The sequence below is a fragment of the Pantoea sp. X-Soil-ISGK-275 genome, from assembly GCF_059730795.1.
This window is the reverse complement of sequence record NZ_AP035977.1, coordinates 766,449-787,248: the sequence shown is the minus strand read 5'-3', so window position 1 is coordinate 787,248 and position 20,800 is coordinate 766,449. Positions and strand designations below refer to the sequence as shown.

The window sequence follows — 20,800 nt, the reverse complement described above, 5'->3', positions numbered from 1 at the left end:
GCATTTTGCAGAAAACCCCGGCCAGTTTTGATGCCGCACAGTGGGAAATTCTGGCACCGGCCTTTGGTAGCCAGGTGATTATGGGTCCAAAGGATTGCTATCGGGATCCGGATGCATTGATCAACACCCTCATTAGCGAGCAGGTGACAGTGTTGCAATCTGTACCCACGTTGTTGCAGGCACTGGTCGAACACCCCCTTTTCCAGGACTGCTGTGCGTTAAAGCACGTATTTAGTGGCGGTGAGATTCTGACTCGCAATCTGGCGCAGGCGTTTTTCCAGCGTTTACCGCACGCTGCATTGACCAATTTGTATGGTCCAACCGAATGCACCATCAACGCGTCGAGTTTTACGCTGGATCCTGAGTTGATCGCTGCTTATCCCGATGCCATCGCCATTGGTAAACCTGCGGCCAATACGCTTTATCATGTGCTTAATCCCGCGGGTGAACCTGTCGTGCCGGGTGAAACGGGTGAACTCTATATTTCTGGTTTGCAGGTCGCTAAAGGCTACTATCAGCGACCTGAACTCACCGATGAAAAATTCCTGCCGAATCCCAGAAAAATAATGGCAGGTCACGATCGCTTATACAAAACTGGCGATTTAGTTCGTCAGGATCCGAATGGTAATACCCACTTTGTGGCGCGCGTGGATAATCAGATCAAGCTACGCGGTTATCGGGTAGAACTGGATGAGATTCGCCTGGCAATTGAAAATCATCACTGGGTAAAAACAGCGGCGGTTGTGGTTCAACAAGATCCGCGCTCGGGTTATCAGACGTTGGTCGCCTGTGTTGAGCTGGACAAACGCCAGGCGGCGCTGATGGATCAAGGCAATCACGATCGTCACCATCTCTCTAAATCGAGTAAGTTGCAGGTGAAAGCGCAGTTGTCCAATGCGGGTTGCCGAATGTTATCAACGGCCCAATTATCCAGTAGCATCACGCTGCCTTATATCGCTTCAGACCATCAACAGCGCACGACGGCGTTTGGTCGTAAAACCTATCGTTTTTTTGACGGCGAACCGTCGCTGACGCGCCAGGATTTAATCGATCTTTTACAACGTCAGCCCATAGAGAGCTGCACAGATGAAAATCTCGCGACGCTCACGCTGGATAAACTGGGCAAGCTGTTACGCAATTTTGGGCAATTTGTCAGTGATGAACGGTTATTACCCAAATACGCCTATGCATCGCCGGGCGCACTCTACGCCACACAACTCTACCTGGAATTAAAGGGTTGTGCCGGATTACTCCCCGCGATCTATTACTACCATCCTGTTCATCACTGCTTGCTGCCTATTGCCTCATTGCAACCGACAAAGGATCCCGTTTTCCGGCTGCATTTTGTCGGTAATCGACAGGCGATTGAGCCGGTTTATAAAAATAATCTGCGTGAAGTACTGGAGATGGAAACTGGTCACATGCTCGGTCTTTTTGACGAGTTGCTGCCCGAATTGGGGCTTCATGTACATCAGGCCGCACTGTTACGCGGCGCATTACCTGAGTGGTATCAAGGCAGCCACGATGACGATTATCTGGGTTGCTACGTCGTTGATCATCAACCGGTTGCAGCGAGCCGCGTGCAACCTGAACTCTATTTACAAATGCAGCAGCCGCTCCCGGACTTAGATGCCGGACTTTATCAGTACCAGGCAGGTGAATTGCATTTCCTTTCGACCAGCATGTTGCAGAAAAGGGATGTCATCGCGATTAATCAAAGGGTGTTTGACCGTGCGCAGTTCGGAATTAGTGTGGTGTGTAATGGCGGCGATCGTGAAGAACATTACATCCTTGCGGGTCGTGAAATGCATCGTTTACAAGCGAATACACAACGGTTGGGCCTGATGTCATCCGGTTACAGCTCGAAAAGTAATAACGACTTGCCTGCCGCGATAAGCATGCGTGCAATTTTGGCGGAACAGCAACTGCCTATGGAGAGCCTCTATTTTTGCGTGGGAGGGCCAATCAGCCAGGCGCAGTTTCTGCATCGGGGAATGAATGAGGATCGCATTCATATGCAGGGTCCAGTTGAACTACTCAAGGAAGACCTGGCGGCACAGCTGCCAAAATATATGATCCCGAATAAAGTGATCATCCTGGATAATCTCCCGCAGACGGCCAATGGCAAAGTTGACCATCAGGCACTGAAAGCGCTTCCAGAATTAACGCATACAGACGATGGGCAAGAGAGGGTGCCGCTTAAATCCGCGACCGAAAAGAAAATTGCCGAAATTTGGTGCGCGGTAATGAAATGGGAAGCGGTATTTGCCACGGACGATTTCTTTACCGGTGGCGGCAACTCGTTAACTGCGGTTGGGCTGGTTAATCGCATCAATAAAACCTTCAATATTAAACTTCCGCTGCAGGTGATATTTCATACGCCTCATATCGCAGGTTTAGCGACTGCGGTAGAAAATTGTATTCAATCCGACGTTGAATATTCCCGTCTGATCAAACTGAATGATTTTGCGGAAAAACCGATTTTCTGCTGGCCAGGTTTGGGAGGATATCCGTTAAATCTCAAATTACTGGCGCAGCATATTCCTGATCAGCGTGCATTTTATGGCATTCAGGCGAGAGGTATAAATGAAGGTGAAATACCACTTCCAACCATTCAGCAAATGGCACTGGAAGATATTCGCCAGATAAAAGCGATACAGCCAACCGGTCCTTACACACTTTGGGGATACTCTTTTGGCGCGCGCGTGGCTTTTGAAACCGCAGCGCAACTCGAAGCGCAAGGTGATGTTGTTGAGTCACTGTCTCTATTAGCGCCGGGCGCGCCCATCACGCAAATGGAGCGAGAACAACGATACGAGCATAAAGCCGCTTTTGATAATCCGGTATTTCTGGCCATTCTGTTCTCGGTATTTGCCCATCAGGTTGAGGGGCCGTTACTGGATCGCTGCCTGAGTAGTTGCAAAACTAAAGCAGAGTTTATTGGCTTTATTTGCCAGCGGTTTCCGTTGTTACAACGTGAAATGGTTGAGCGCATTATTTACATCGTCGAAACCACTTATGCGTTTAGTTATCAATTCACGGAGTTGCAAAATCGCCAACTCAACGCGTCTGTTACCATTGTAAAAGCGCAAGGCGACCATTACTCATTTTTAGAGCATGCGCCAGCATTTAGTCGACAACCGCCAACCATTATTGAGTTATCAGTCGATCACTATGCGGTGCTTAAACAGCACGGCATCCATGAATTAATTCACACCTTATTTACTACTCAACCGTGTAAGGAACAGGCGCATGCGTAACAGCGAATTTAAACTCGACTTTCAACCCGAAGTGAAGCAAGCACTTGAATCAGGACATCCCGTTGTTGCGCTGGAATCCAATGTGATTACCCACGGGCTTAATTATCCCGATAATATTGAAACGGCATTAAAGGTCGAGGCGGCTGTGCGGATAAGCGGCGCGATTCCTGCCACTATTGGTATCGATAACGGTAAAATTTTGGTGGGTATGGATTACCAACAAATTGAACGATTCGCCACTCAAAAAAATATAGCTAAAGTCTCCAGTCGCGAGTTGCCGTTTATTCTGGCGACCGGTGCGATGGGAGCCACCAGCGTAGCGTCGTCGTTGGTGATTGCTGAATTAGCGGGCATTCCTTTCTTCTCCTCTGCCGGATTGGGGGGTGTTCATCGTGGTGCGGAAACATCAATGGATATTTCCGCCGATCTCATCCAGTTAACGCGTTCAAAAGTGACGGTAATCTGTGCCGGCGTTAAAAACATCCTTGATGTGGGTCTCACGTTGGAGTATCTCGAAACCCATTGTGTACCGCTTGTCAGCTGGCAAACCGATGAGTTTCCGGCGTTCTATTGCCGTAACAGCGGCTTTAAAAGTCCAGTGCGCCTGGATTCAGCACCGCAACTTGCGCGTGCGATTGAAATCAACCGGGCGCTGCCAGGGGCCGCCGGAATGGTGATTGCTACCCCAACCCGTGAAGAGGATGCCATCAACAGCGAGGAGGTTCAGCAAGCCATTGACAACGCTATCTCCCAGGCGAAGCTGCAGGGTATTAACGGTAATGGTGTAACGAAATTCATTATGAAAGCCGTGGAAGAGATGACGGCGGGGCGTTCAGCAGAAGCCAACAAAGCGGTACTAATCAATACGGCACGCGTGGCTGGAGAGATTGCCATGGCGCATTACACCTATTGCCGTAATCACTGACTTTAAGGAGAACCCAAACGATGCCGCATCTCAATGTGAGCTTTCATCAAGGTCCAGAAGAGAGTCTCGATCTCGACGCGCTATCTCAGGCGCTGACTGAAATTATCACCGAAAAATTGGGTGTGAAAAGTCAGTATGTTTCGATGACGATTCAACCAGTCGCCAAACAACATTGGTCAGAACAGGTGTTGGAAAAATATATTAACCAACCCGGCTATCAGGTGATTAAGCCGGTGAGCTATTAAGCTGATTTAGCGCTCGCGCGAGCCTGGCGCAGTGATTCATGCGCCAGGCCAATCCTCTTTCCCTTCCCGAAAGGGTTGTAAAATGTGTGGCCGATCATAGATATTGATGCGGCTATCCGCAGCGCGTGGAATTAAAGGGAAGGGAGCAAGGTGAAAACGTCGGGAACCAATCTTGAACATGCACGGGCGCACAATCGCCGCGTGATCATCGAAGCCATTCGCCTGCATGGTGAACTGACCCGCGCCGAGCTGGCTCGTCTCACCGCGCTGACGCCGCAAACCGTGTCGAATATTGTGGCGGAGTTGGAGCAGGCCGAACTGCTCACCAGCCGTGCGCCGCGAAAGCAAGGACGCGGGCAACCGGCGATTCCGGTGACGCTTAATCCCGCCAGCGCCTTTTCGATCGGCATCCATCTTGATCACCAAACGCTGCTGATTGTGCTGGTGGATCTTACCGGTGAAATTCACTTCCGCCGCCTTATTCTGGTACAAAAGCCGCAACCGGATGCCACGTTAGCGCGCATCGCCGAGGTGCTCAGCGAGATCAAAACGCAGCTGGGCGATCGCTGGCAGAAAGTGCTGGGCATTGGTGTGGTGATGCCTGGCCCATTCGGTGTTGAGGGCATCTCGTCGATGGGGCCAACCACGCTGCACGGCTGGGAACAGGTGAATATCGAAGCCAAACTTGCTGCGATGAGCGGCGTGCCAGTAACGCTGGAAAACGATGCCACGGTGGCGGCAATTGGCGAACGTTTTCATGGCGTGGCGCGTCAGCTCAACTCGTTTGTCTATCTCTACATCGGCACCGGTTTGGGCGCGGGCATTATCATGGATGGCCATGTGTATAGCGGGCATGCGCATAACGCCGGTGAAGTGGGTCATGTGGTGGTGGAGCCGGGCGGACGCGAATGTTACTGCGGTAATCAGGGTTGTTTAGAACGCTATGTTTCATTGCAGGCGGCGTACGAGTTTTGCGGGCTCGATCCGATGACCGCTTTGCCGGAAGATTTGCTGGAAGTCGATCCGGCGCTGTTTGATAAATGGATCGATACCGTGTTAACGCCACTGCGTCAGGCGATTAACCTGCTGGAGTGCATCTTCGATGCTGAAAGCGTGATCATCGGCGGCATGATGCCGGCGGTGCTGCTGGATAAAATCATTCGTCGCCTGCCGCCGCTCTATCAATCGGTGCGCGGCCGCTACCTCACCGGAACACGCGTTAAAGTAGGTATGACCGGCAGCGATACTGCCGCGTTAGGTGCCGCCGCGCTGCCGATTTTCGACGAGTTTAATCCGCAGTTTCAGGTGCTGATGAAGTAACGGCCCGATCAGGCCGCTACCTTCACTGCCGTTTTCCGCTTCTCCTTCATCTTCCAACACAGCCACAGCGCAATAAACCACGCCGGTGAAGCAGCTAATGCAGCGAGCGTGTCGGGATCAAATATCATGATCACCACCGAGAACAGGAAGAACATCAGCGTTCCCCAGGCCGTCACTCTGCCGCCGGGCATCTTGAATTTGGATTTCTGATGCAGATCCGGACGTTGTCTGCGGTATACAAGATATGAGACCAGAATCATGCCCCAACAATAGATCACCAGAATCGCGGCCAGCGTTGAAACGATGGTGAACAGCGTTGTCACATTCGGCACCAGGAACAGCAGCAAGGTGCCGCTTAGCATGCAGAAGCAGGAGAACAGCAGGCTGCGCAGCGGAATACGTGTGGTGCGCGACAAAATACGGAACTGCCAGTGCGCATGCTTCTCGACGGACAAGCCATATAACATGCGGGTGCTGGAGTAGACGCCGCTGTTGGCGGAAGACATTGCCGAGGTGAGCGCCACGAAGTTGATGATCGCCGCCGCCGCGGGCAATCCGGCTTTGGCAAACAGCGTCACGAATGGGCTGGTATCCGGCGACACGCCTTGCCATGACGTCACCGCGATGATCACCATCATCGAGAGCATGTAGAAAATCACAATCCGCAGCGGCAGAGAGTTAATTGCACGCGGCAGAATTTTCTCGGGATCGCGGGTTTCTGCCGTCATGGTGCCGAGCAGCTCAATGCCGGTGTAAGAGAAAATCGCGATTTGGAAACCAGCAAGAAAACCGGTGATGCCATGCGGCATAAACACGGCGGGATCGGTGAGGTTATGCACTGAAGCTTTAACGCCATCCGGCGAGGTCCAGCCGCTAAACACCATCCATCCGCCGGTGATAATCAGCGCGATGATGGTAATCACTTTGATCAGCGCAAACCAGAATTCAGCTTCACCAAAAGCCTTCACCGACAACATGTTAAACAGACACAGAATGCCGAGGGTGAACAACGCGGGTATCCACGCTGACATTTCCGGGAACCAATATTGCATATACGCGCCACACACCACCACATCTGCAATACAGGTCACCACCCAACTTAGCCAGTACGACCATCCCAGAAAGAAGCTGGCTTTCGGCCCAAGATAATCACCAACAAAATCGGCAAATGAGCGATAGTCGAGCCGGCTAAGCAGCACTTCGCCCATCGCCCGCATCACCATATAGCTGAAGAAGCCGACCAGAATATAGATGATTAATATCGAGGTTCCGGCCACCGCAATATTACGTCCCGCGCCCATAAACAGCCCGGTACCGATCGATCCGCCCAGCGCGATCATCTGAATATGACGTTCGCTCAGTCCTCGCTGCAGTTTTTGCGAGGCGTCGTGAGTCCGAGCAGGCTGAATCTGCTCTTGTGTAGGTTTGTTAGACACACTGATTCCTTCAGTCTGGCAAAAAGACAAATGACGATGCCTGCCCGCAAGCATCAATGGCAAATAAGGAGTTGAACCTTAAAGAGACACGCTTAAATAGATGAAAGAAAAACGAAATTAATGAAACGCTAATTCATGATGGAGGTTTCCGGCTAGGTTTTACTCATCGTGGTGGCGTGAGTTAACAAAGTCAATGCGGAAAAATAACAGTTTATTCACTTTTTGATAGCCATCAAAGAACTGAAAAATAGGAATAAAATCCAATTTTATGCAATTTAGTGAATAGTATTCGCATAAATATGCGTCATATGAGGGGCTTTTTTAATGCTTAGTTATTCACTCTTTCACGAATTTTTGTATCTAAAAAGTTAAATCCTCCTTATTCAACGCAACCCGCTTTTCTTAAAAGGTGTTAAATTACTTTCCGTCTAGTGCAATGCATCACCTTTCCACGTCTTTTCAATATAAATAACTCTGAACCTACAGGCTTCTCATGGAAAAGTTATCTTACGCTTCTGAAAGCAGTACATCTCCCTGGACTACCTACCTGAGCCAAATTGACCGCGTTGCGCCTCATCTTGGTGAATTGTCTCGCTGGATCGAAACCCTGCGTCATCCCAAAAGAGCGCTGATTGTCGACATCCCGGTGCAGATGGATGACGGCTCGATTCGCCACTTTGAGGGCTATCGCGTACAGCACAATCTCTCGCGCGGACCGGGCAAAGGGGGCGTACGTTACCATCCTGCAGTTGACCTGAATGAAGTGATGGCGCTGTCAGCCTGGATGACCATCAAATGTGCGGCGGTTAACCTGCCTTATGGCGGCGCAAAAGGCGGTATTCGCGTCGATCCGCACTCGCTGTCTGAAGGTGAACTGGAGCGCTTAACCCGCCGCTACACCAGTGAAATCGGCTTGATTATTGGTCCGCAGAAAGATATTCCCGCACCCGACGTCGGCACCAATGGCAAAGTCATGGCCTGGATGATGGATACCTACTCGATGAACCACGGCACCACCATTACCGGCGTTGTCACCGGTAAACCGATTCATCTTGGCGGCTCGTTAGGCCGTGAGAAAGCCACGGGCCGTGGCGTATTTATAACCGGTCGTGAAGTGGCAAAACGCTCCAACATTACCATTGAAGGCGCACGCGTGGCGTTGCAAGGCTTTGGTAATGTAGGTAGCGAAGCAGCGCGGCTGTTCGCCGAAGCCGGTGCGCGCGTGGTCGTGATTCAGGATCACACCGCAACCTTACTCAACGAAGGCGGCATCGATTTAGCCGCGCTGACTGCGTGGCAAATCGAACATAAACAGATTGCCGGTTTCCCAGGTGCGCGTGAGATCGACAGAGAGCAGTTCTGGACCACCGCCATGGATATCCTGATCCCGGCTGCGCTGGAAGGGCAAATTACCCGCGAGCGCGCCGAAATCATCAGTGCCAAACTGGTGCTGGAAGGGGCTAACGGTCCAACGTATCCGGATGCGGATGACATGCTGGCGAGTCGCGGTGTACAGGTGGTGCCAGACGTAATCTGCAACGCAGGCGGGGTAACGGTAAGTTACTTCGAATGGGTTCAGGATATGGCGAGCTTCTTTTGGAGTGAAGATGAGATTAACCAGCGTATGGATCGCATCATGACGGAAGCGATGGTGCACGTTTGGGATAAGGCCGCTGAAAAGCGCTGCTCATTGCGTACTGCTGCTTATATTGTTGCCTGCGAGCGCATTCTGCTGGCACGTAAAGATCGCGGTATTTATCCGGGCTAATTAATTAAATTTTAAGTTTGTTTAAATCGTTTGATAAACGCCGTCTTTGCCATGAGAGGGCGTTTATCTTATCTTTCATGCGAGGTTTACGCCACGCAGCCCTGACCAGCACCTCGCGGCTGATTGGGTAATCATCACCGAAGGATTTTCGCTAAATTCACTCACCAAAGTGACAATTCTGTCAGTTAAACTCCTTATATTCTCGCTACCTACATAAACGTATTCATTGGTGGGTAACACATACGCATAACCTTTCTCACAGACTAAACTGCGCGCAAAACCATTCTCAAGCATCGCATACAGCAGTTCTATTTGCGTGCCAGCGGTGGGGTCTTTTAATTCGACACGGATAGTGTAACTGAACATAGTATTATCTCCGGTGTTTAAATTTAAGTTTACTTAAGTTTAAATGATCGAAAATGGAGATCTTTTTTTTAAGATAAATCTTAGTTAATATTTATAAATAATCATCGCCATTAACAGTAAATGTTGGCCCTGTTAAGCGTAACGACAAAGGGGGAATTGAAATATAATTATTTAAATTTCAATTTTATTGCGCTCTGGTTAAATAATCTCTTTTTATTTTATTAAAGACAGCTGGTTTCTCGCAGGCTATAATTAATTTCAGCTCACTGTGAGCTGGTTGCTAAAAAGTTAAAAATTAGTATCCGCAACGGGCGATTTTAAAGATTTTTATTCATTAATATTTATCTCTGCCCACGAGGTGTCGCGGATGAAATTACCTACAACGGATTTTTACGTCTTTGCTCAGGCAGATAGCGAGGGTTGCTGCGACTTGCACCGTGAAAGCTGTCGTATGGCGCCGGCCTACGATAATCGTGTTTTTATGGGATCTTTTTATTCACCGGAACACGCCTGGCAATATTTCCACACTCATCATCCTAATAGCCGAGCGGTATTTTGTCTGTTGTGTATGAAAGAATAATGCGGGAAACATTTTACCTGTAAAATAGCAGCGGAAGGTTTGATTTAACTGAAGCGTGCCGGGCGGAAACTAGCAGGAATGGGCCGCACCTCTCCGCTTTATTCCAGTTTCACGTTAATGTCGGTTTGATAAGCGGAAGATATCCCGCCACCCCATGTCGCGTAAGCTGCGCCAGCATTTGCTGGGCGGCATCGTTAGCATTATGTTGCCACAGTGCGATACCCATACTTCCCACGGCGGGCAGTTGAGCGTTCAGGGCATGCAATCCAGCAGGTAAACCGATCTGGCTGCGCAAGGTGATCCCTAATCCAGCCCGCACCGCTGCCCAGACGCCGCTCAAACTGTGGCTGGTAAACACAACACGCCAGTCGAGCCCAGCCTGTTCCAGCACGTTCAGCGCACGTGTACGCATCAAGCATGGCGCTTCAAACATCACCAGCGGTATAGCTTCACCACGCGCGAGCAAGCAGCGAATATCGAACTCTTGCGCTCCGATCCACGCCAGCGGCGTCTGGCCCAGCAACTCACTTTGCGCGGGTAAATTATCACCTTGCCACAGTAGCGCCATATCGAGACTTTGCTCGGCCATCGCCTGCAACAGCGGTTGGTTGCGATCGACGCGCGCGCTGATACGCACACTCGGATGCTGGCGGCTAAACGGGCCAAGAATGCCAGGCATCAGCGACTCACCGAAATCTTCCTGCATGCCGATACGCACATCACCTTGCAACAACTCGCCGCGCACCGCGCGCCAGGCTTCATCATTCAGGCTGAGCAGACGGCGCGCATAGCTCAGCAAGATTTCGCCGCCGGGCGTGAGCGCCAGATGACGACCGCGTTTGGTCACCAGCGCCATACCGCATTGCTGTTCCAACTTTTTTAACTGGGCGCTAACCGCTGACGTCGAGCGGCACAGCTGCTGCGCCGCCAGCGCGAAGCTGCCGCACTCGATTCCCAACACAAAACTGCGCAGCGCATCGCTATCAAGCGAGACCGGAATCTTCTCCATAACCATTCTTCAAAGCGGGACTATGTGTCCTGAATAATATGATTTTCAGGATTGTAGCAGCGCGCCACAATCGCTGCCTATTCAATGCCGGAGAAAATCATGAGTAAGCCACTGGATCGCGATTCGTTACAGCAGGTCGCACCGAAGTTAGCCGAGTTAACCCAGCAGGTGTTGTTTGGTGATATCTGGCAGCGCCCGGTGCTGTCGCCGCGTGAGCGCAGTTTGATCACGCTCGCCACGCTCAGCGCCCTGGGCCGCGAGCAGCAACTGCCGTGGCATCTTGAATTTGCGCAGCAGAATGGACTGAGTCGTGAAGAGCTGGTGGAGTTATTTACTCATCAGGCGTTCTACGCCGGATGGCCCGTTGCGGTCACCGCACTGGCTTTGCTGCAACAGGAGAACAACTGATGCCATTGACCCGAATCACCGTGCGCGACGGTTGGAGCGATGCCGATCTGCAAATCTTATCGGACACGTTGCATGAGGTGCTGGTCTCCGAGTTCAACGTACCGCCCGACGATCGTTTCCAGGTAATTGAATCGCTGGCGGCGCCGCGTTTTATTTATGATCGCCACTATCTCAGCGGCGGTCGCAGCGATCGCTATGTGTTGATGAATATCGTGGCAGGTAAACCGCGCAGCGCGGAACAGAAGCGGGCAACCTATAGGATGTTGAGTGAACGGCTGCAGCAGCGGCTTAATCTTGATCCCCATGATTTGATGATCATTATTCAGCAAACCCAGCTCGGAGACTGGAGTTTTAGCGGCGGGAAAATGTTTGAGTTGTAAGCGCGTAGGGTCGCCATTCATGGCGACCTTCTACCAGGTGCGCATGAATGCGCACCCTACAAAAGCGCTTATTCCATAACCCAATGCCCGTCACTCACTTCGCGATAACGCCGCGCTTCAGGCACAAATCCCAACGCACGCACCGGGCTTTTCAGTTCGCTGATGTCAATCTGGCGCTTCACATGGCGGCGCGCCGGATCGGGCACCGGCACCGACGACAACAGTTTGCGCGTGTAATCATGCTGCGGATTTTCAAAAATTGCCGCGCGCGGGCCGATCTCGACGATCTCACCGAGCAGCATCACCGCCACGCGATGGCTGATGCGCTCGACCACCGCCATATCGTGTGAAATAAACAGATATGACAAGCCGAGGCTCTGCTGCAGGTCGAGCAGCAGATTGATGATTTGCGCTTTTACCGTGACATCCAGCGCCGACACCGATTCATCGGCGATGATCATTTTCGGATCGAGCATCAACGCACGGGCGATGCAGATACGCTGGCGCTGTCCGCCGGAAAACTCATGCGGATAGCGTTTCATCATGCTGGCGGATAATCCGACGCGCTCCATCAGTGAAGCGGCTTTCGCACGCGCCTCGGCTTTGCTGCCTAAACGGTGTTGCAGAAAAGGTTCGGTGAGCGCTTCAAGCACCGACATGCGCGGATTAAGGCTGGCAAACGGATCCTGAAAAATCATCTGCATGGCGCGGCGCAAGGTGCGCAGCTCGTGAGCTGAGAGATTCAGCACGTCGTAACCATCAAAAGTCACTTCGCCCGCGTCGGGCGTTACCAGACGCGTCAGCGAACGTCCGGTGGTGGATTTTCCGCAGCCGGATTCACCGACCAGCGACAAGGTTTCGCCCGGCATCAAATCAAATGAGATGTTTTCCACCGCATGTACCGCGCCGGTTTTACGGCTGAACACGCCTTCGTGGATGCTGAAGCGGGTGCTGAGATTTTTCACCGACAGCAGCGGCTGCTGCGATATGGATACGCGGCTAGCATCAGGCGCGTCGTGCTCATCAAAGGAAAACTTACGCGGCCCAGCAATGCCGCGCATTGCGCCAAGCTGCGGCACGGTGGCAATCAGCGTGCGGGTGTAATCGGCGGCGGGCGCGGAGAAGATTGCGGCAGTGGTGCCGGTTTCCATCACATCACCTTGATACATCACCAGCGTGCGATCTGACACTTCCGCTACCACGCCCATATCGTGGGTAATAAACAGCACTGCCGTGCCTTCCTCTTTCTGCAAGGTCTTAATCAGGTCAAGAATTTGCCCCTGAATGGTGACGTCCAGTGCGGTGGTCGGTTCATCGGCAATCAGCAGTTTGGGACGCAGCGCCAGCGCCATCGCTATCATCACGCGCTGGCGCATGCCGCCGGAAAAATGGTGCGGATAATCATTAAAGCGTTTCGCCGCATTGGGAATGCGCACTTTCTCCAGCAGTCGAATGGTCTCTTCACGCGCGGCGCGTTTGCTGATTTTGCGGTGATTGATCAACGCCTCAGCAATTTGATTGCCGATGGTGAACGACGGATTCAGGCTAGTCATCGGTTCCTGAAAAATCATCGCCACCGCATTGCCGCGAATATCACGCATGGCGGATTCGCTCAGCGTCAGCAGATCAACGCCGTTCAGCAACACTTTGCCGCTGACGCGCGCGTGGCGCATGTTGAGTAAGCGCATGATCGCCATTGAGGTAACGCTTTTCCCCGAACCGGATTCACCCACAATCGCCAGCGTTTCACCGGCGTTAACGGTTAAGGACAGGTTTTTCACCACTTCGCGCCATTGATCGTCGACGCGGAAGGCGACGGTCAGATTTTCGATGCGCAGCACCGGTGCGACTGCTGAGGCTGACATATTCATTTTGCTTTCACAAAGCGTGCAGACAAACTGCTCACCGGCAGGAAGCTGAAATCCGTATCAAACGGATAGGCGGGCTGCAATTTGCGTTTGCGGGTTAGGCGTTCCACATATTGATCGACCACGCCTTCCGACAGCGCCATCAGGTTTGGATTCGCCAGCGGAGCCAGTTCCGGCGACAGATAACCCGACTTCACCACCACAATTTTAGCGGTGGCAGGATCGAGGCCGAGCAGGGCGAAATCCGCCAGGTTGTGATATGGACGGCGACGATCGGCGACCACCAACGTAATGCCGCCGGTTTGCAGCAGCGCCTGTTTCGCCAGCGAACGCGGATCATCGCTAAGATGCTTCACCACAAATTCGGCCTGCACTTTGCCACCGGCCGGATCGAGCGACGCGCCAACGGTCAGCGTTAAGGTTGCGCCTTCACCGGCAGCAAATGCTGCATCAGTGGCCGGTTTATCGGTAATACCAGCGACGATAACCTCCTGCGCATCCCGGCGAATCAGCTCCGCCAACACATCCGCGCGATCGCCAACGCCGCCGCCGGTCGGATTATCACCGGAATCGGCCAGAATCACCGGCGCGGTTTCGCTGGCGATAGCCATGCTGACGCACTCTTCAATGCTGCCGGTGACGCAGCCAAAGCTGAATTCATCGCGCGCCTGCCAGTAAGCCAGCGCCAGTTTTGCCGCCTGTTCCGCCAGCACATCGGCATCGGTGCCGGTCATGATCGCAGCGGCGGTGGCGCGCGGTTCATCGGCCCAGACGTAGCCGACCATCAGCGAGGCATCCCAGATATGCTCCAGCTGGTTTATCGCGGGCAAACGGGCGTACAAACTTTTAGCCGGTTCATCTTCGGTACTGGTGCGCTCGCCAGGTAATACCACCGGAATCGGTGCCCACACCACGCCGGGTTTGATGCCGGTTTGCAGGCTTTTGACCAGCATCGATACCGAGCGGCGCATGGTTTCTTCGACATCAATGTGTGGCGCGGTGCGGTAAGTCGAGAACATATCGATGGCATCAATGATGCGCTGCGTGACATTGCCGTGCAGATCGTAGCTGACGGTGATCGGGCAATCCGCGCCAACCAACTCGCGCGTGGCGCTGATCCAGTCGCCTTCGGCATCTTCCATGCCTTCAACATAGACCGCGCCGTGCATGGCGAGATAGACGCCATCCACCGGCAAATGTGCTGCGAGGCGCGTCAGGAATTCCTGCTTAAAATCGTCGTAGGTGATGCGCGCTACCGGACCCCCGGCGATGGCGCGCGCGTGGAAGGTCGGCAGAAACTGGGCATCATAATCCTGCAGAAAGGCGAAGTAAGGGTTGGTGGTGAGTTCATCCCCGCGCACGATGCGGAAGTCGTCGGCATAATTCAGCACCGGATTATAAGTACTGCACTCAGTATGAATTCCACCAAAAGCAATGCGCATAGCAGCCTCCGCTAGTCGGGTAAGTGAATGATAAAACGATACGCCGCCACACTGGCTGCGGCTCTGGCCCAGCTCTCTTCGTTGATTACCATGCTGGCGATCGGCGTTTTGCCGATGATCGACGGCAGCACATGGCTGTCGATTGCCTGCATCACCACGGTTTTCAGCAAGCCATCAAACGAATCGGGCTGATGTGCAATGACAATTAATTCGGGGTCGTTCATCTGGATGATATTGGCGATCGACAAGCCCAGCGCATGACCGGCCTGATGCAAGATGGCAATCGCCGCACTGTTGCCTTTTACCGCCAGCGCTTCCAGCTCGGCGATCGATTCACTCTCCAGCGCTTTGTCACGCACGCTTTCGCGGATGGCGGTTAACGAGGCCAGCGTATCGAGGCAGCCGCGTTTGCCACAGCGGCACGGACGTCCGCCGGGTTCGATGGTGCAGTGGGCGATTTCACCGGCAGCGCCGTGTGCGCCTCGGTGCAACTGGCCCTGAAAGAAGTGTGCCGATCCAATGCCGTCACCGTGGGAAATCAGGGTGAAGTTGCGCGCCTTTTTCGCCACGCCGAAAATCTTCTCGCTCACCGCTAACGCCTTGGCATCGTTTTCTAACGACACTTCCAGCCCGGTTTGCTGTTTCAACAGTTCCGCCAGCGGCACGTTTTTCCAGCCCAGCAGCGCCGACTGCACGCAAATGGCCTGATTTTCATCGACAAATCCGGACAGCGTCACGCCCAACCCGATCAGCTGATCTTGCGAAATCGATTTCTGAGCAATCAGATCGGGAATCGCCGCCGCAATCATTTTTGCCAGCTGCTGCGGGTCGAGATTCAACGACATTTGCGTGGCGGCCAGCGTGCGGCCGTGCATATCAATCAGCACTAACACCACACGCTCGCCAAGCAGCGAGGCACCAAGAAAATAGGCGCTATCGGCACGCATTTTTAATAACACCGATGGACGACCCTGACCGCTGGATTCCGGAACGCTCTCTTCCAGCAATCCAGCCTGCAGCATCTCTTTCACCAGCGGGCTAATTGCGGCTTTGCTTAATTTCATTTTTTCCGCAAGCGCGGTGCGGCTCATGCCATGCGACGCAATAAGTAAGCGCAGAATTTGTTGCTGGTGGGCATTGAGCATTGAGGTTCTCACGGCGTTAGCACTATGCGCTGACAATAATAAGGACAGAAAACAAATACAACGATATTTAGTTAAATTTCTGAATGCAGATCTGATTATAAGTAAATTATATGAACCAACCTATTGGCTTTTGTTTAGCGAGTGTGGCTTATATAGCGTGGATATTTCACTGATCGTTTCAATGATTCATTGAGGGTCTTCATGGAAAGCAAACACAAGCATTTCAAGGTACTGACGCTGGCCGGTTGTTTAATTGCGTCGATGGCAAGCGCCTCCGTATTTGCCAGCCAACTGGTGATCATGCAAAACGAACCACCGCGCAGCATGGACCCCGGCAACCAAACCGCGACCTTCACCGGCACGGTGCTGGACCCGATGTACGAAGGCCTGACGCGTCTCGGTGATGACGGCAAAATCATTCCGGCGCTGGCATTATCCTGGACATCCGATGACAGCGGACTTAACTGGACCTTTACCCTGCGGCCAAATGTGAAATTCCACGACGGCACGCCATTTAATGCCGATGCGGTGATAGAAAACTTCCAGCGTCATTTAAATTCGCAGCGCGGTTTAGCCGGTAGCGGGAAAATTCGTACCTTTATTCAGGACGTGAAGAAAAAAGACGATCTCACTGTCACGTTTCAGCTAAAAAAAATTAACCCGGCCTTTTTAACTGTTTTAGCCTCCGGTCCGGGATTAATGGTGAGTCCAACGGCGGATAAAGCGGGCAGTATTAACAATAAAGCCGACGGCACCGGTCCTTATAAACTGGTGCAGTACAAATCCGGCGAATATGTGCTTGAACAAAAGAATCCCGACTATTGGGGGAAATCTTCCGGTCCGGATGAAATTAAATGGACGTGGAGCAGCGAGCCTTCAGTGATGAATATGGCGTTGCAATCGGGGCAGGTTGATATTATTAACCCGGTGCCGCCGCAGTTTGCCGGCATGTTGAAAAACAACCCCAACGTTAATCTCAAACAGTCGCCGGGTGCGGCGGTGTTCTGGGTCGATCTCAACACCCAAAGCAAAGCGCTGAGTGATGTGCGCGTACGTCAGGCGCTGAATCTCGCCACCGACCAGCAGGCGCTGGTGAAAGCCATCATGTTTGGTTATGCACAACCGGCGAACTCCGCGCTAGCACCGGTCGATCCGAACTACGACAAAGCGCTGCATGACTATCCGTATGATCTGCAAAAAGCCAAAGATCTGCTGAAAGCAGCGGGCTACGCCGACGGTTTCCCAATGTCGATCGCGGTGCAGGCTCCAGATGCGCGTACCGCACAAGTGCTGCAGGGCATGTGGAGCAAAATCGGCGTGAAACTCAACGTGCGCCAGATGGAGAGCGGCGTGTGGACCAAAGCGGCGTTTGCCGATGGCAAAGAGAAAGCTGCGCAGAGCACCGATGCGGTGCTGGCGTCCTGGTCTTCTGGTTTGTATGGTTCGGATCTGCAGCTGCGTCCGCTCTATCACACCAGTAGCTTTGCGCCGGGCGGGGCCAATCTCGGCTTCTTTAGCGACAAGCAAACCGATGATCTGATCGACACCGCTGCATCGACGCTCGACGATGCCAAACGCAAAGATCTCTATTTCCAGGCGCAAAAACAGATCAGCGGATTAGCGCCGCAGGTGCTGCTGTTCTATCAGGACGATCTCTATGCCGCACGTAAAAATATCAGCGGCGTGGTGATGCAGCCAGGCGGACAAATCGTCGTACGCGACGCGGTGAAGCAATAACCCAATGGTTGATGTGATATGAAAGCGTACGTCGCAAAAAAGGTGCTTTCGCTGCCGTTAATCATTTTCGGCGTGTCGATTATCGTGTTTATCGCCATCCGCGCGCTGCCGGGCGATCCGGCGCGGCTGATGGCGGGACCAGAAGCGCCGCAGGAAGCGGTGGACCATATGCGCGTGCGGCTGGGGCTGGATCGGCCGCTGCCGCTGCAATATGTCAAATTCGCGGCGGAAGCGCTGCACGGCAACCTTGGCTTGTCGTTGCAGTCGCAGCGTCCGGTGATGACCGAGATCAGAGAGCGGTTGCCGTACACCTTATCGCTGGCGGCGCTGGCGTATCTGTTGGCGATTGCGATTGGTGTGCCGGCGGGCATGACCGGCGCCATCTATCGCCAGCGCATTCCCGATCAAATTGTGATGGTGTTGACCATTGCCGGTGCGTCGATTGCCAACTTCTGGCTGGCGCTGCTGGCGATGAATTACTTCGCCGTCGAGCTGGGCTGGTTACCGCTGTTAGGTGCTGATTCGTGGAAAAACTACATCATGCCGACTGTCACGCTGGCGATTTTGCCGATGGCGATGATTGCGCGCATGACGCGTTCCAGCATGCTGGATGTGCTGAGCCAGGATTACATCCGCACCGCCAAAGCCAAGGGATTATCCTCTGCCAGCATTAACTGGAAGCACGCGCTGCGTAATGCGCTGATCCCGATTGTGACCATCGTGGCGCTCAACTTCGGCAGCCTGATTGGCGGCGCGGTGGTGACCGAATCGGTGTTCAACTGGCCTGGCATTGGCCGCTTGTTGGTGGATTCGGTGCGCTACCGCGATTATCCGGTGATTCAGGGCGTGACGCTGGTGGCGGTTACCGGCGTGGTGCTGATGAATCTGGTCGGCGAAATCCTGATTGGCCTGCTCAATCCAAAAATAAGGTTCGACTGATGAACAGCATTGAAACTTCTGTGCTGCCGCCGCGTTCGCGCAGCCGACACCTGCTCAGCATCCTGATAGCCAATCCATCCATTGCCATCGGCGGTGCGTTAGTGCTGCTGGTGGTGCTCGCCGCCGCGCTGGCTCCGCTGATTACGCATTGGGATCCGGTGGAGCAGGATCTGCTCAACACTTTGCAAGCGCCATCGGCCACGCACTGGTTTGGTACCGACGATTATGGCCGCGACATTTTTTCGCGCGTGATTTACGGCGCGCGTATCACACTGTTTGAAGTGAGCCTCAGCGTCGCCATCTCAATGGTGATCGGTATTCCGCTCGGCATCATTTCCGGTTTAGCCGGACGCAAAATTGATGCGCTGATCATGTGGATGATGGATATCATCTTCGCCTTTCCCGGCATCGTGCTGGCGATTTTGATTGTTAGCGTGCTCGGCGAAGGACTGACCAATATGCTAATCGCCATCTCGCTGTTCTCGATTCCTGTCTATGCGCGTTTGAGCCGTAACCTGACGCTGGGCCTGAAGAACATGGAGTACATCGAAGCGGCGCACATGCTCGGCGTGCGCTATCCGCGCATCATTACCCACTACATTCTGCGTAATTCAATTGGTCCGCTGATTGTGCAATCGACGCTGACGGCGGGCGCGGTGGTGTTGTCTGCCGCCAGCCTGTCATTCCTCGGTTTAGGCGTGCAGCCACCGATGCCGGAGTGGGGCACCATGATGAGCGATGGGCGCAACTTCCTCGGCCTGAATATTTATGTGTCACTCTTCCCCGGATTGGCGATTTTGATTACCGTGCTGGGCTTCAATGTGCTGGGCGACGGTTTGCGCGATGTGATGGATAAACGTTTATGAGTAAACAATCTGCGGTGATTTGCCTCGATCTGGGTGGTTCTTTCATTAAGTTAGGCGTGATGAACGCGCAGGGTGAATTAACCCTGCTCGATCAGCAAAAAATCCCGGCGGCAAGCTGGGACGAGTTCACCGCGCTGGTGGGCCGAATGATTGCCCAACATCACCTGCATTTTACTACCAGCAGTCCGGTGGCGATCTCTACCGCCGGCATTGTGGCACCCGATTCCGGCGAGATGTTTGCCAGCAATATTCCCGCGTTTCATCAGCGCAGTTTGACAAAAGAGCTTGGCGCGAACCTGCAACGCGAGGTGATTGTGCATAACGATGCCGACTGTTTCACGCTGGCGGAAGCGCTGGCGGGCGCGGGCAAAGGACACAAAGTGGTATTTGGCGCGATTCTCGGTTCGGGCGTTGGCGGCGGATTGGTGGCGGATGGCCGCATCATCACCGGGCAGAACGGTTTGACCGGCGAATGGGGACATGGGCCGATTACGCTAACCGAAGTGGAGATCGATGGCGTCACGCGGCGACTGCCGCGCAAGGCCTGTCCGTGCGGCCAAAAAGGCTGTCTCGACAGCTACGGTGGCGCACGCGGGCTGGAAAATCTGCATCAAACGCTGCATGACCGCACGGCAAGCAGCGTAGAAATCATTGAACGCTGGCAGCGGCAGGAGGCGCAGGCGCAGCAAACCATTCAGGCATGGCTGCAAATTGTCGGGCAGCCGCTGGCTTACAGCATCAACATCACCGGCGCGTCAGTCGTGGCGGTTGGCGGCGGATTGGCATCGGTGGCTCCGTTGATCGCGGCATTAGATGAGGTGGTGCAGGGCTACGTGCTGCGCCGCACCGCGCATCGCTTAGTGGTGCCAGGCGAGTTCGCGCATCACGGCGGCATGATGGGCGCGGCCCTGTTGGCGCGTGATTTAACCAGGCGCGCATAAACGCGCCAATCCTTGTAGGGTCGCCATTCATGGCGACCTCTGCCAAAGCGCTGCCGCACCGTAACGCCAACCCTTCACCCATATTTGCGCTATCATATGCCGCTCACTCTTCTCAGTCCTGACGATGATTGTTTCAGGCAATCACGATCCTGACTGAGTTCTTCA

The 20,800-nt window shown here is 53.4% G+C and carries 18 protein-coding genes; 12 read left to right on the top strand and 6 right to left on the bottom strand.

Annotation, left to right across the window (positions count from 1 at the left end; genetic code table 11):
- The first annotated feature begins 5 nt into the window (after positions 1 to 5).
- From AC6I8A_RS23100 to AC6I8A_RS23085, 4 genes are all read left to right on the top strand, one after another.
- Positions 6 to 3,260, top strand: a complete 3,255-nt coding sequence (locus AC6I8A_RS23100) for an AMP-binding protein (protein ID WP_497819301.1) — start codon at positions 6 to 8, stop codon at positions 3,258 to 3,260.
- Positions 3,253 to 4,185 (top strand): pseudouridine-5'-phosphate glycosidase, encoded by a 933-nt coding sequence (locus tag AC6I8A_RS23095; protein ID WP_497819300.1) that lies wholly within the window; start codon positions 3,253 to 3,255, stop codon positions 4,183 to 4,185. The genes AC6I8A_RS23100 and AC6I8A_RS23095 overlap by 8 nt, the downstream gene beginning before the upstream one ends.
- Positions 4,186 to 4,205: 20 nt before the next feature.
- Entirely contained in the window at positions 4,206 to 4,430 is a 225-nt protein-coding gene (locus AC6I8A_RS23090; RefSeq protein WP_256698492.1) for a tautomerase family protein, read from the top strand.
- A 150-nt stretch (positions 4,431 to 4,580) separates the two neighbouring features.
- The gene (locus AC6I8A_RS23085) at positions 4,581 to 5,750 is read left to right on the top strand and encodes an ROK family transcriptional regulator (protein WP_497819299.1); all 1,170 of its coding nucleotides are present in this window, start codon (positions 4,581 to 4,583) and stop codon (positions 5,748 to 5,750) included.
- Between the two features lie 8 nt (positions 5,751 to 5,758).
- On the opposite strand, the gene AC6I8A_RS23080 is transcribed toward AC6I8A_RS23085, so the two are convergent.
- On the bottom strand, positions 5,759 to 7,186 hold the full coding sequence (locus tag AC6I8A_RS23080; RefSeq protein WP_497819298.1) for an amino acid permease: 1,428 nt from the start codon (positions 7,184 to 7,186) through the stop codon (positions 5,759 to 5,761).
- A gap of 493 nt (positions 7,187 to 7,679) precedes the next feature.
- On the opposite strand from AC6I8A_RS23080, the gene AC6I8A_RS23075 reads away from it, so the two are divergent.
- Positions 7,680 to 8,954, top strand: coding sequence for a Glu/Leu/Phe/Val family dehydrogenase (locus tag AC6I8A_RS23075; RefSeq protein ID WP_008108085.1), 1,275 nt, complete (start codon positions 7,680 to 7,682; stop codon positions 8,952 to 8,954).
- A gap of 75 nt (positions 8,955 to 9,029) precedes the next feature.
- Here AC6I8A_RS23075 and AC6I8A_RS23070 read toward each other — a convergent pair whose 3' ends face one another.
- On the bottom strand, positions 9,030 to 9,320 hold the full coding sequence (locus tag AC6I8A_RS23070) for a hypothetical protein (protein WP_256698495.1): 291 nt from the start codon (positions 9,318 to 9,320) through the stop codon (positions 9,030 to 9,032).
- A 367-nt stretch (positions 9,321 to 9,687) separates the two neighbouring features.
- Between AC6I8A_RS23070 and AC6I8A_RS23065 the strand changes: the two genes are divergently transcribed.
- The gene (locus AC6I8A_RS23065) at positions 9,688 to 9,900 is read left to right on the top strand and encodes a hypothetical protein (protein WP_256698496.1); all 213 of its coding nucleotides are present in this window, start codon (positions 9,688 to 9,690) and stop codon (positions 9,898 to 9,900) included.
- 109 nt (positions 9,901 to 10,009) lie between these two features.
- Here AC6I8A_RS23065 and AC6I8A_RS23060 read toward each other — a convergent pair whose 3' ends face one another.
- Positions 10,010 to 10,909, bottom strand: a complete 900-nt coding sequence (locus tag AC6I8A_RS23060) for a LysR substrate-binding domain-containing protein (RefSeq protein WP_497819297.1) — start codon at positions 10,907 to 10,909, stop codon at positions 10,010 to 10,012.
- Between the two features lie 99 nt (positions 10,910 to 11,008).
- On the opposite strand from AC6I8A_RS23060, the gene AC6I8A_RS23055 reads away from it, so the two are divergent.
- Positions 11,009 to 11,317 carry a carboxymuconolactone decarboxylase family protein gene (locus AC6I8A_RS23055; protein WP_256698498.1) on the top strand — a complete coding sequence of 103 codons (309 nt, stop codon included), beginning with the start codon at positions 11,009 to 11,011 and terminating at the stop codon, positions 11,315 to 11,317.
- Positions 11,317 to 11,697: a tautomerase family protein gene (locus AC6I8A_RS23050; protein ID WP_497819296.1), complete on the top strand. Its 381-nt coding sequence runs from the start codon at positions 11,317 to 11,319 to the stop codon at positions 11,695 to 11,697. The genes AC6I8A_RS23055 and AC6I8A_RS23050 overlap by 1 nt, the downstream gene beginning before the upstream one ends.
- Positions 11,698 to 11,765: 68 nt before the next feature.
- Here AC6I8A_RS23050 and AC6I8A_RS23045 read toward each other — a convergent pair whose 3' ends face one another.
- Genes AC6I8A_RS23045 through AC6I8A_RS23035 form a run of 3 tightly spaced genes read right to left on the bottom strand, consistent with a single transcriptional unit; the run spans position 11,766 to position 16,152 of the window.
- Complete coding sequence (locus AC6I8A_RS23045; RefSeq protein WP_497819295.1) at positions 11,766 to 13,568, bottom strand: ABC transporter ATP-binding protein; 1,803 nt, start codon at positions 13,566 to 13,568, stop codon at positions 11,766 to 11,768.
- The gene (locus AC6I8A_RS23040; RefSeq protein ID WP_497819294.1) at positions 13,565 to 15,007 is read right to left on the bottom strand and encodes a M81 family metallopeptidase; all 1,443 of its coding nucleotides are present in this window, start codon (positions 15,005 to 15,007) and stop codon (positions 13,565 to 13,567) included. Before AC6I8A_RS23040 ends, AC6I8A_RS23045 begins: the two co-directional genes overlap by 4 nt.
- A gap of 11 nt (positions 15,008 to 15,018) precedes the next feature.
- A complete protein-coding gene (locus AC6I8A_RS23035; protein ID WP_497819293.1) occupies positions 15,019 to 16,152 on the bottom strand; it encodes an ROK family protein in 1,134 nt (377 codons plus the stop codon).
- 201 nt (positions 16,153 to 16,353) lie between these two features.
- Here AC6I8A_RS23035 and AC6I8A_RS23030 point away from each other — a divergent pair, with 201 nt between their 5' ends.
- The 4 genes from AC6I8A_RS23030 to AC6I8A_RS23015 are packed head-to-tail and all read left to right on the top strand — an operon-like array spanning position 16,354 to position 20,635.
- Positions 16,354 to 17,889, top strand: a complete 1,536-nt coding sequence (locus AC6I8A_RS23030; protein ID WP_497819292.1) for an ABC transporter substrate-binding protein — start codon at positions 16,354 to 16,356, stop codon at positions 17,887 to 17,889.
- Positions 17,890 to 17,907: 18 nt separating this feature from the next.
- Complete coding sequence (locus tag AC6I8A_RS23025; RefSeq protein WP_497819291.1) at positions 17,908 to 18,828, top strand: ABC transporter permease; 921 nt, start codon at positions 17,908 to 17,910, stop codon at positions 18,826 to 18,828.
- On the top strand, positions 18,828 to 19,694 hold the full coding sequence (locus AC6I8A_RS23020; RefSeq protein WP_497819290.1) for an ABC transporter permease: 867 nt from the start codon (positions 18,828 to 18,830) through the stop codon (positions 19,692 to 19,694). Before AC6I8A_RS23025 ends, AC6I8A_RS23020 begins: the two co-directional genes overlap by 1 nt.
- On the top strand, positions 19,691 to 20,635 hold the full coding sequence (locus AC6I8A_RS23015; protein ID WP_497819289.1) for an ROK family protein: 945 nt from the start codon (positions 19,691 to 19,693) through the stop codon (positions 20,633 to 20,635). The genes AC6I8A_RS23020 and AC6I8A_RS23015 overlap by 4 nt, the downstream gene beginning before the upstream one ends.
- The last annotated feature ends 165 nt before the right edge of the window (positions 20,636 to 20,800 follow it).

Coding starts and splice junctions, on each gene's coding strand:
- AC6I8A_RS23095 (WP_497819300.1), top strand. CDS start 3,253: ATGCGTAACAGCGAATTTAAACTCGACTTTCAACCCGAAGTGAAGCAA.
- AC6I8A_RS23090 (WP_256698492.1), top strand. CDS start 4,206: ATGCCGCATCTCAATGTGAGCTTTCATCAAGGTCCAGAAGAGAGTCTC.
- AC6I8A_RS23075 (WP_008108085.1), top strand. CDS start 7,680: ATGGAAAAGTTATCTTACGCTTCTGAAAGCAGTACATCTCCCTGGACT.
- AC6I8A_RS23070 (WP_256698495.1), bottom strand. CDS start 9,320: ATGTTCAGTTACACTATCCGTGTCGAATTAAAAGACCCCACCGCTGGC.
- AC6I8A_RS23065 (WP_256698496.1), top strand. CDS start 9,688: ATGAAATTACCTACAACGGATTTTTACGTCTTTGCTCAGGCAGATAGC.
- AC6I8A_RS23060 (WP_497819297.1), bottom strand. CDS start 10,909: ATGGAGAAGATTCCGGTCTCGCTTGATAGCGATGCGCTGCGCAGTTTT.
- AC6I8A_RS23055 (WP_256698498.1), top strand. CDS start 11,009: ATGAGTAAGCCACTGGATCGCGATTCGTTACAGCAGGTCGCACCGAAG.
- AC6I8A_RS23050 (WP_497819296.1), top strand. CDS start 11,317: ATGCCATTGACCCGAATCACCGTGCGCGACGGTTGGAGCGATGCCGAT.
- AC6I8A_RS23045 (WP_497819295.1), bottom strand. CDS start 13,568: ATGAATATGTCAGCCTCAGCAGTCGCACCGGTGCTGCGCATCGAAAAT.
- AC6I8A_RS23040 (WP_497819294.1), bottom strand. CDS start 15,007: ATGCGCATTGCTTTTGGTGGAATTCATACTGAGTGCAGTACTTATAAT.
- AC6I8A_RS23035 (WP_497819293.1), bottom strand. CDS start 16,152: ATGCTCAATGCCCACCAGCAACAAATTCTGCGCTTACTTATTGCGTCG.
- AC6I8A_RS23030 (WP_497819292.1), top strand. CDS start 16,354: ATGGAAAGCAAACACAAGCATTTCAAGGTACTGACGCTGGCCGGTTGT.
- AC6I8A_RS23025 (WP_497819291.1), top strand. CDS start 17,908: ATGAAAGCGTACGTCGCAAAAAAGGTGCTTTCGCTGCCGTTAATCATT.
- AC6I8A_RS23020 (WP_497819290.1), top strand. CDS start 18,828: ATGAACAGCATTGAAACTTCTGTGCTGCCGCCGCGTTCGCGCAGCCGA.
- AC6I8A_RS23015 (WP_497819289.1), top strand. CDS start 19,691: ATGAGTAAACAATCTGCGGTGATTTGCCTCGATCTGGGTGGTTCTTTC.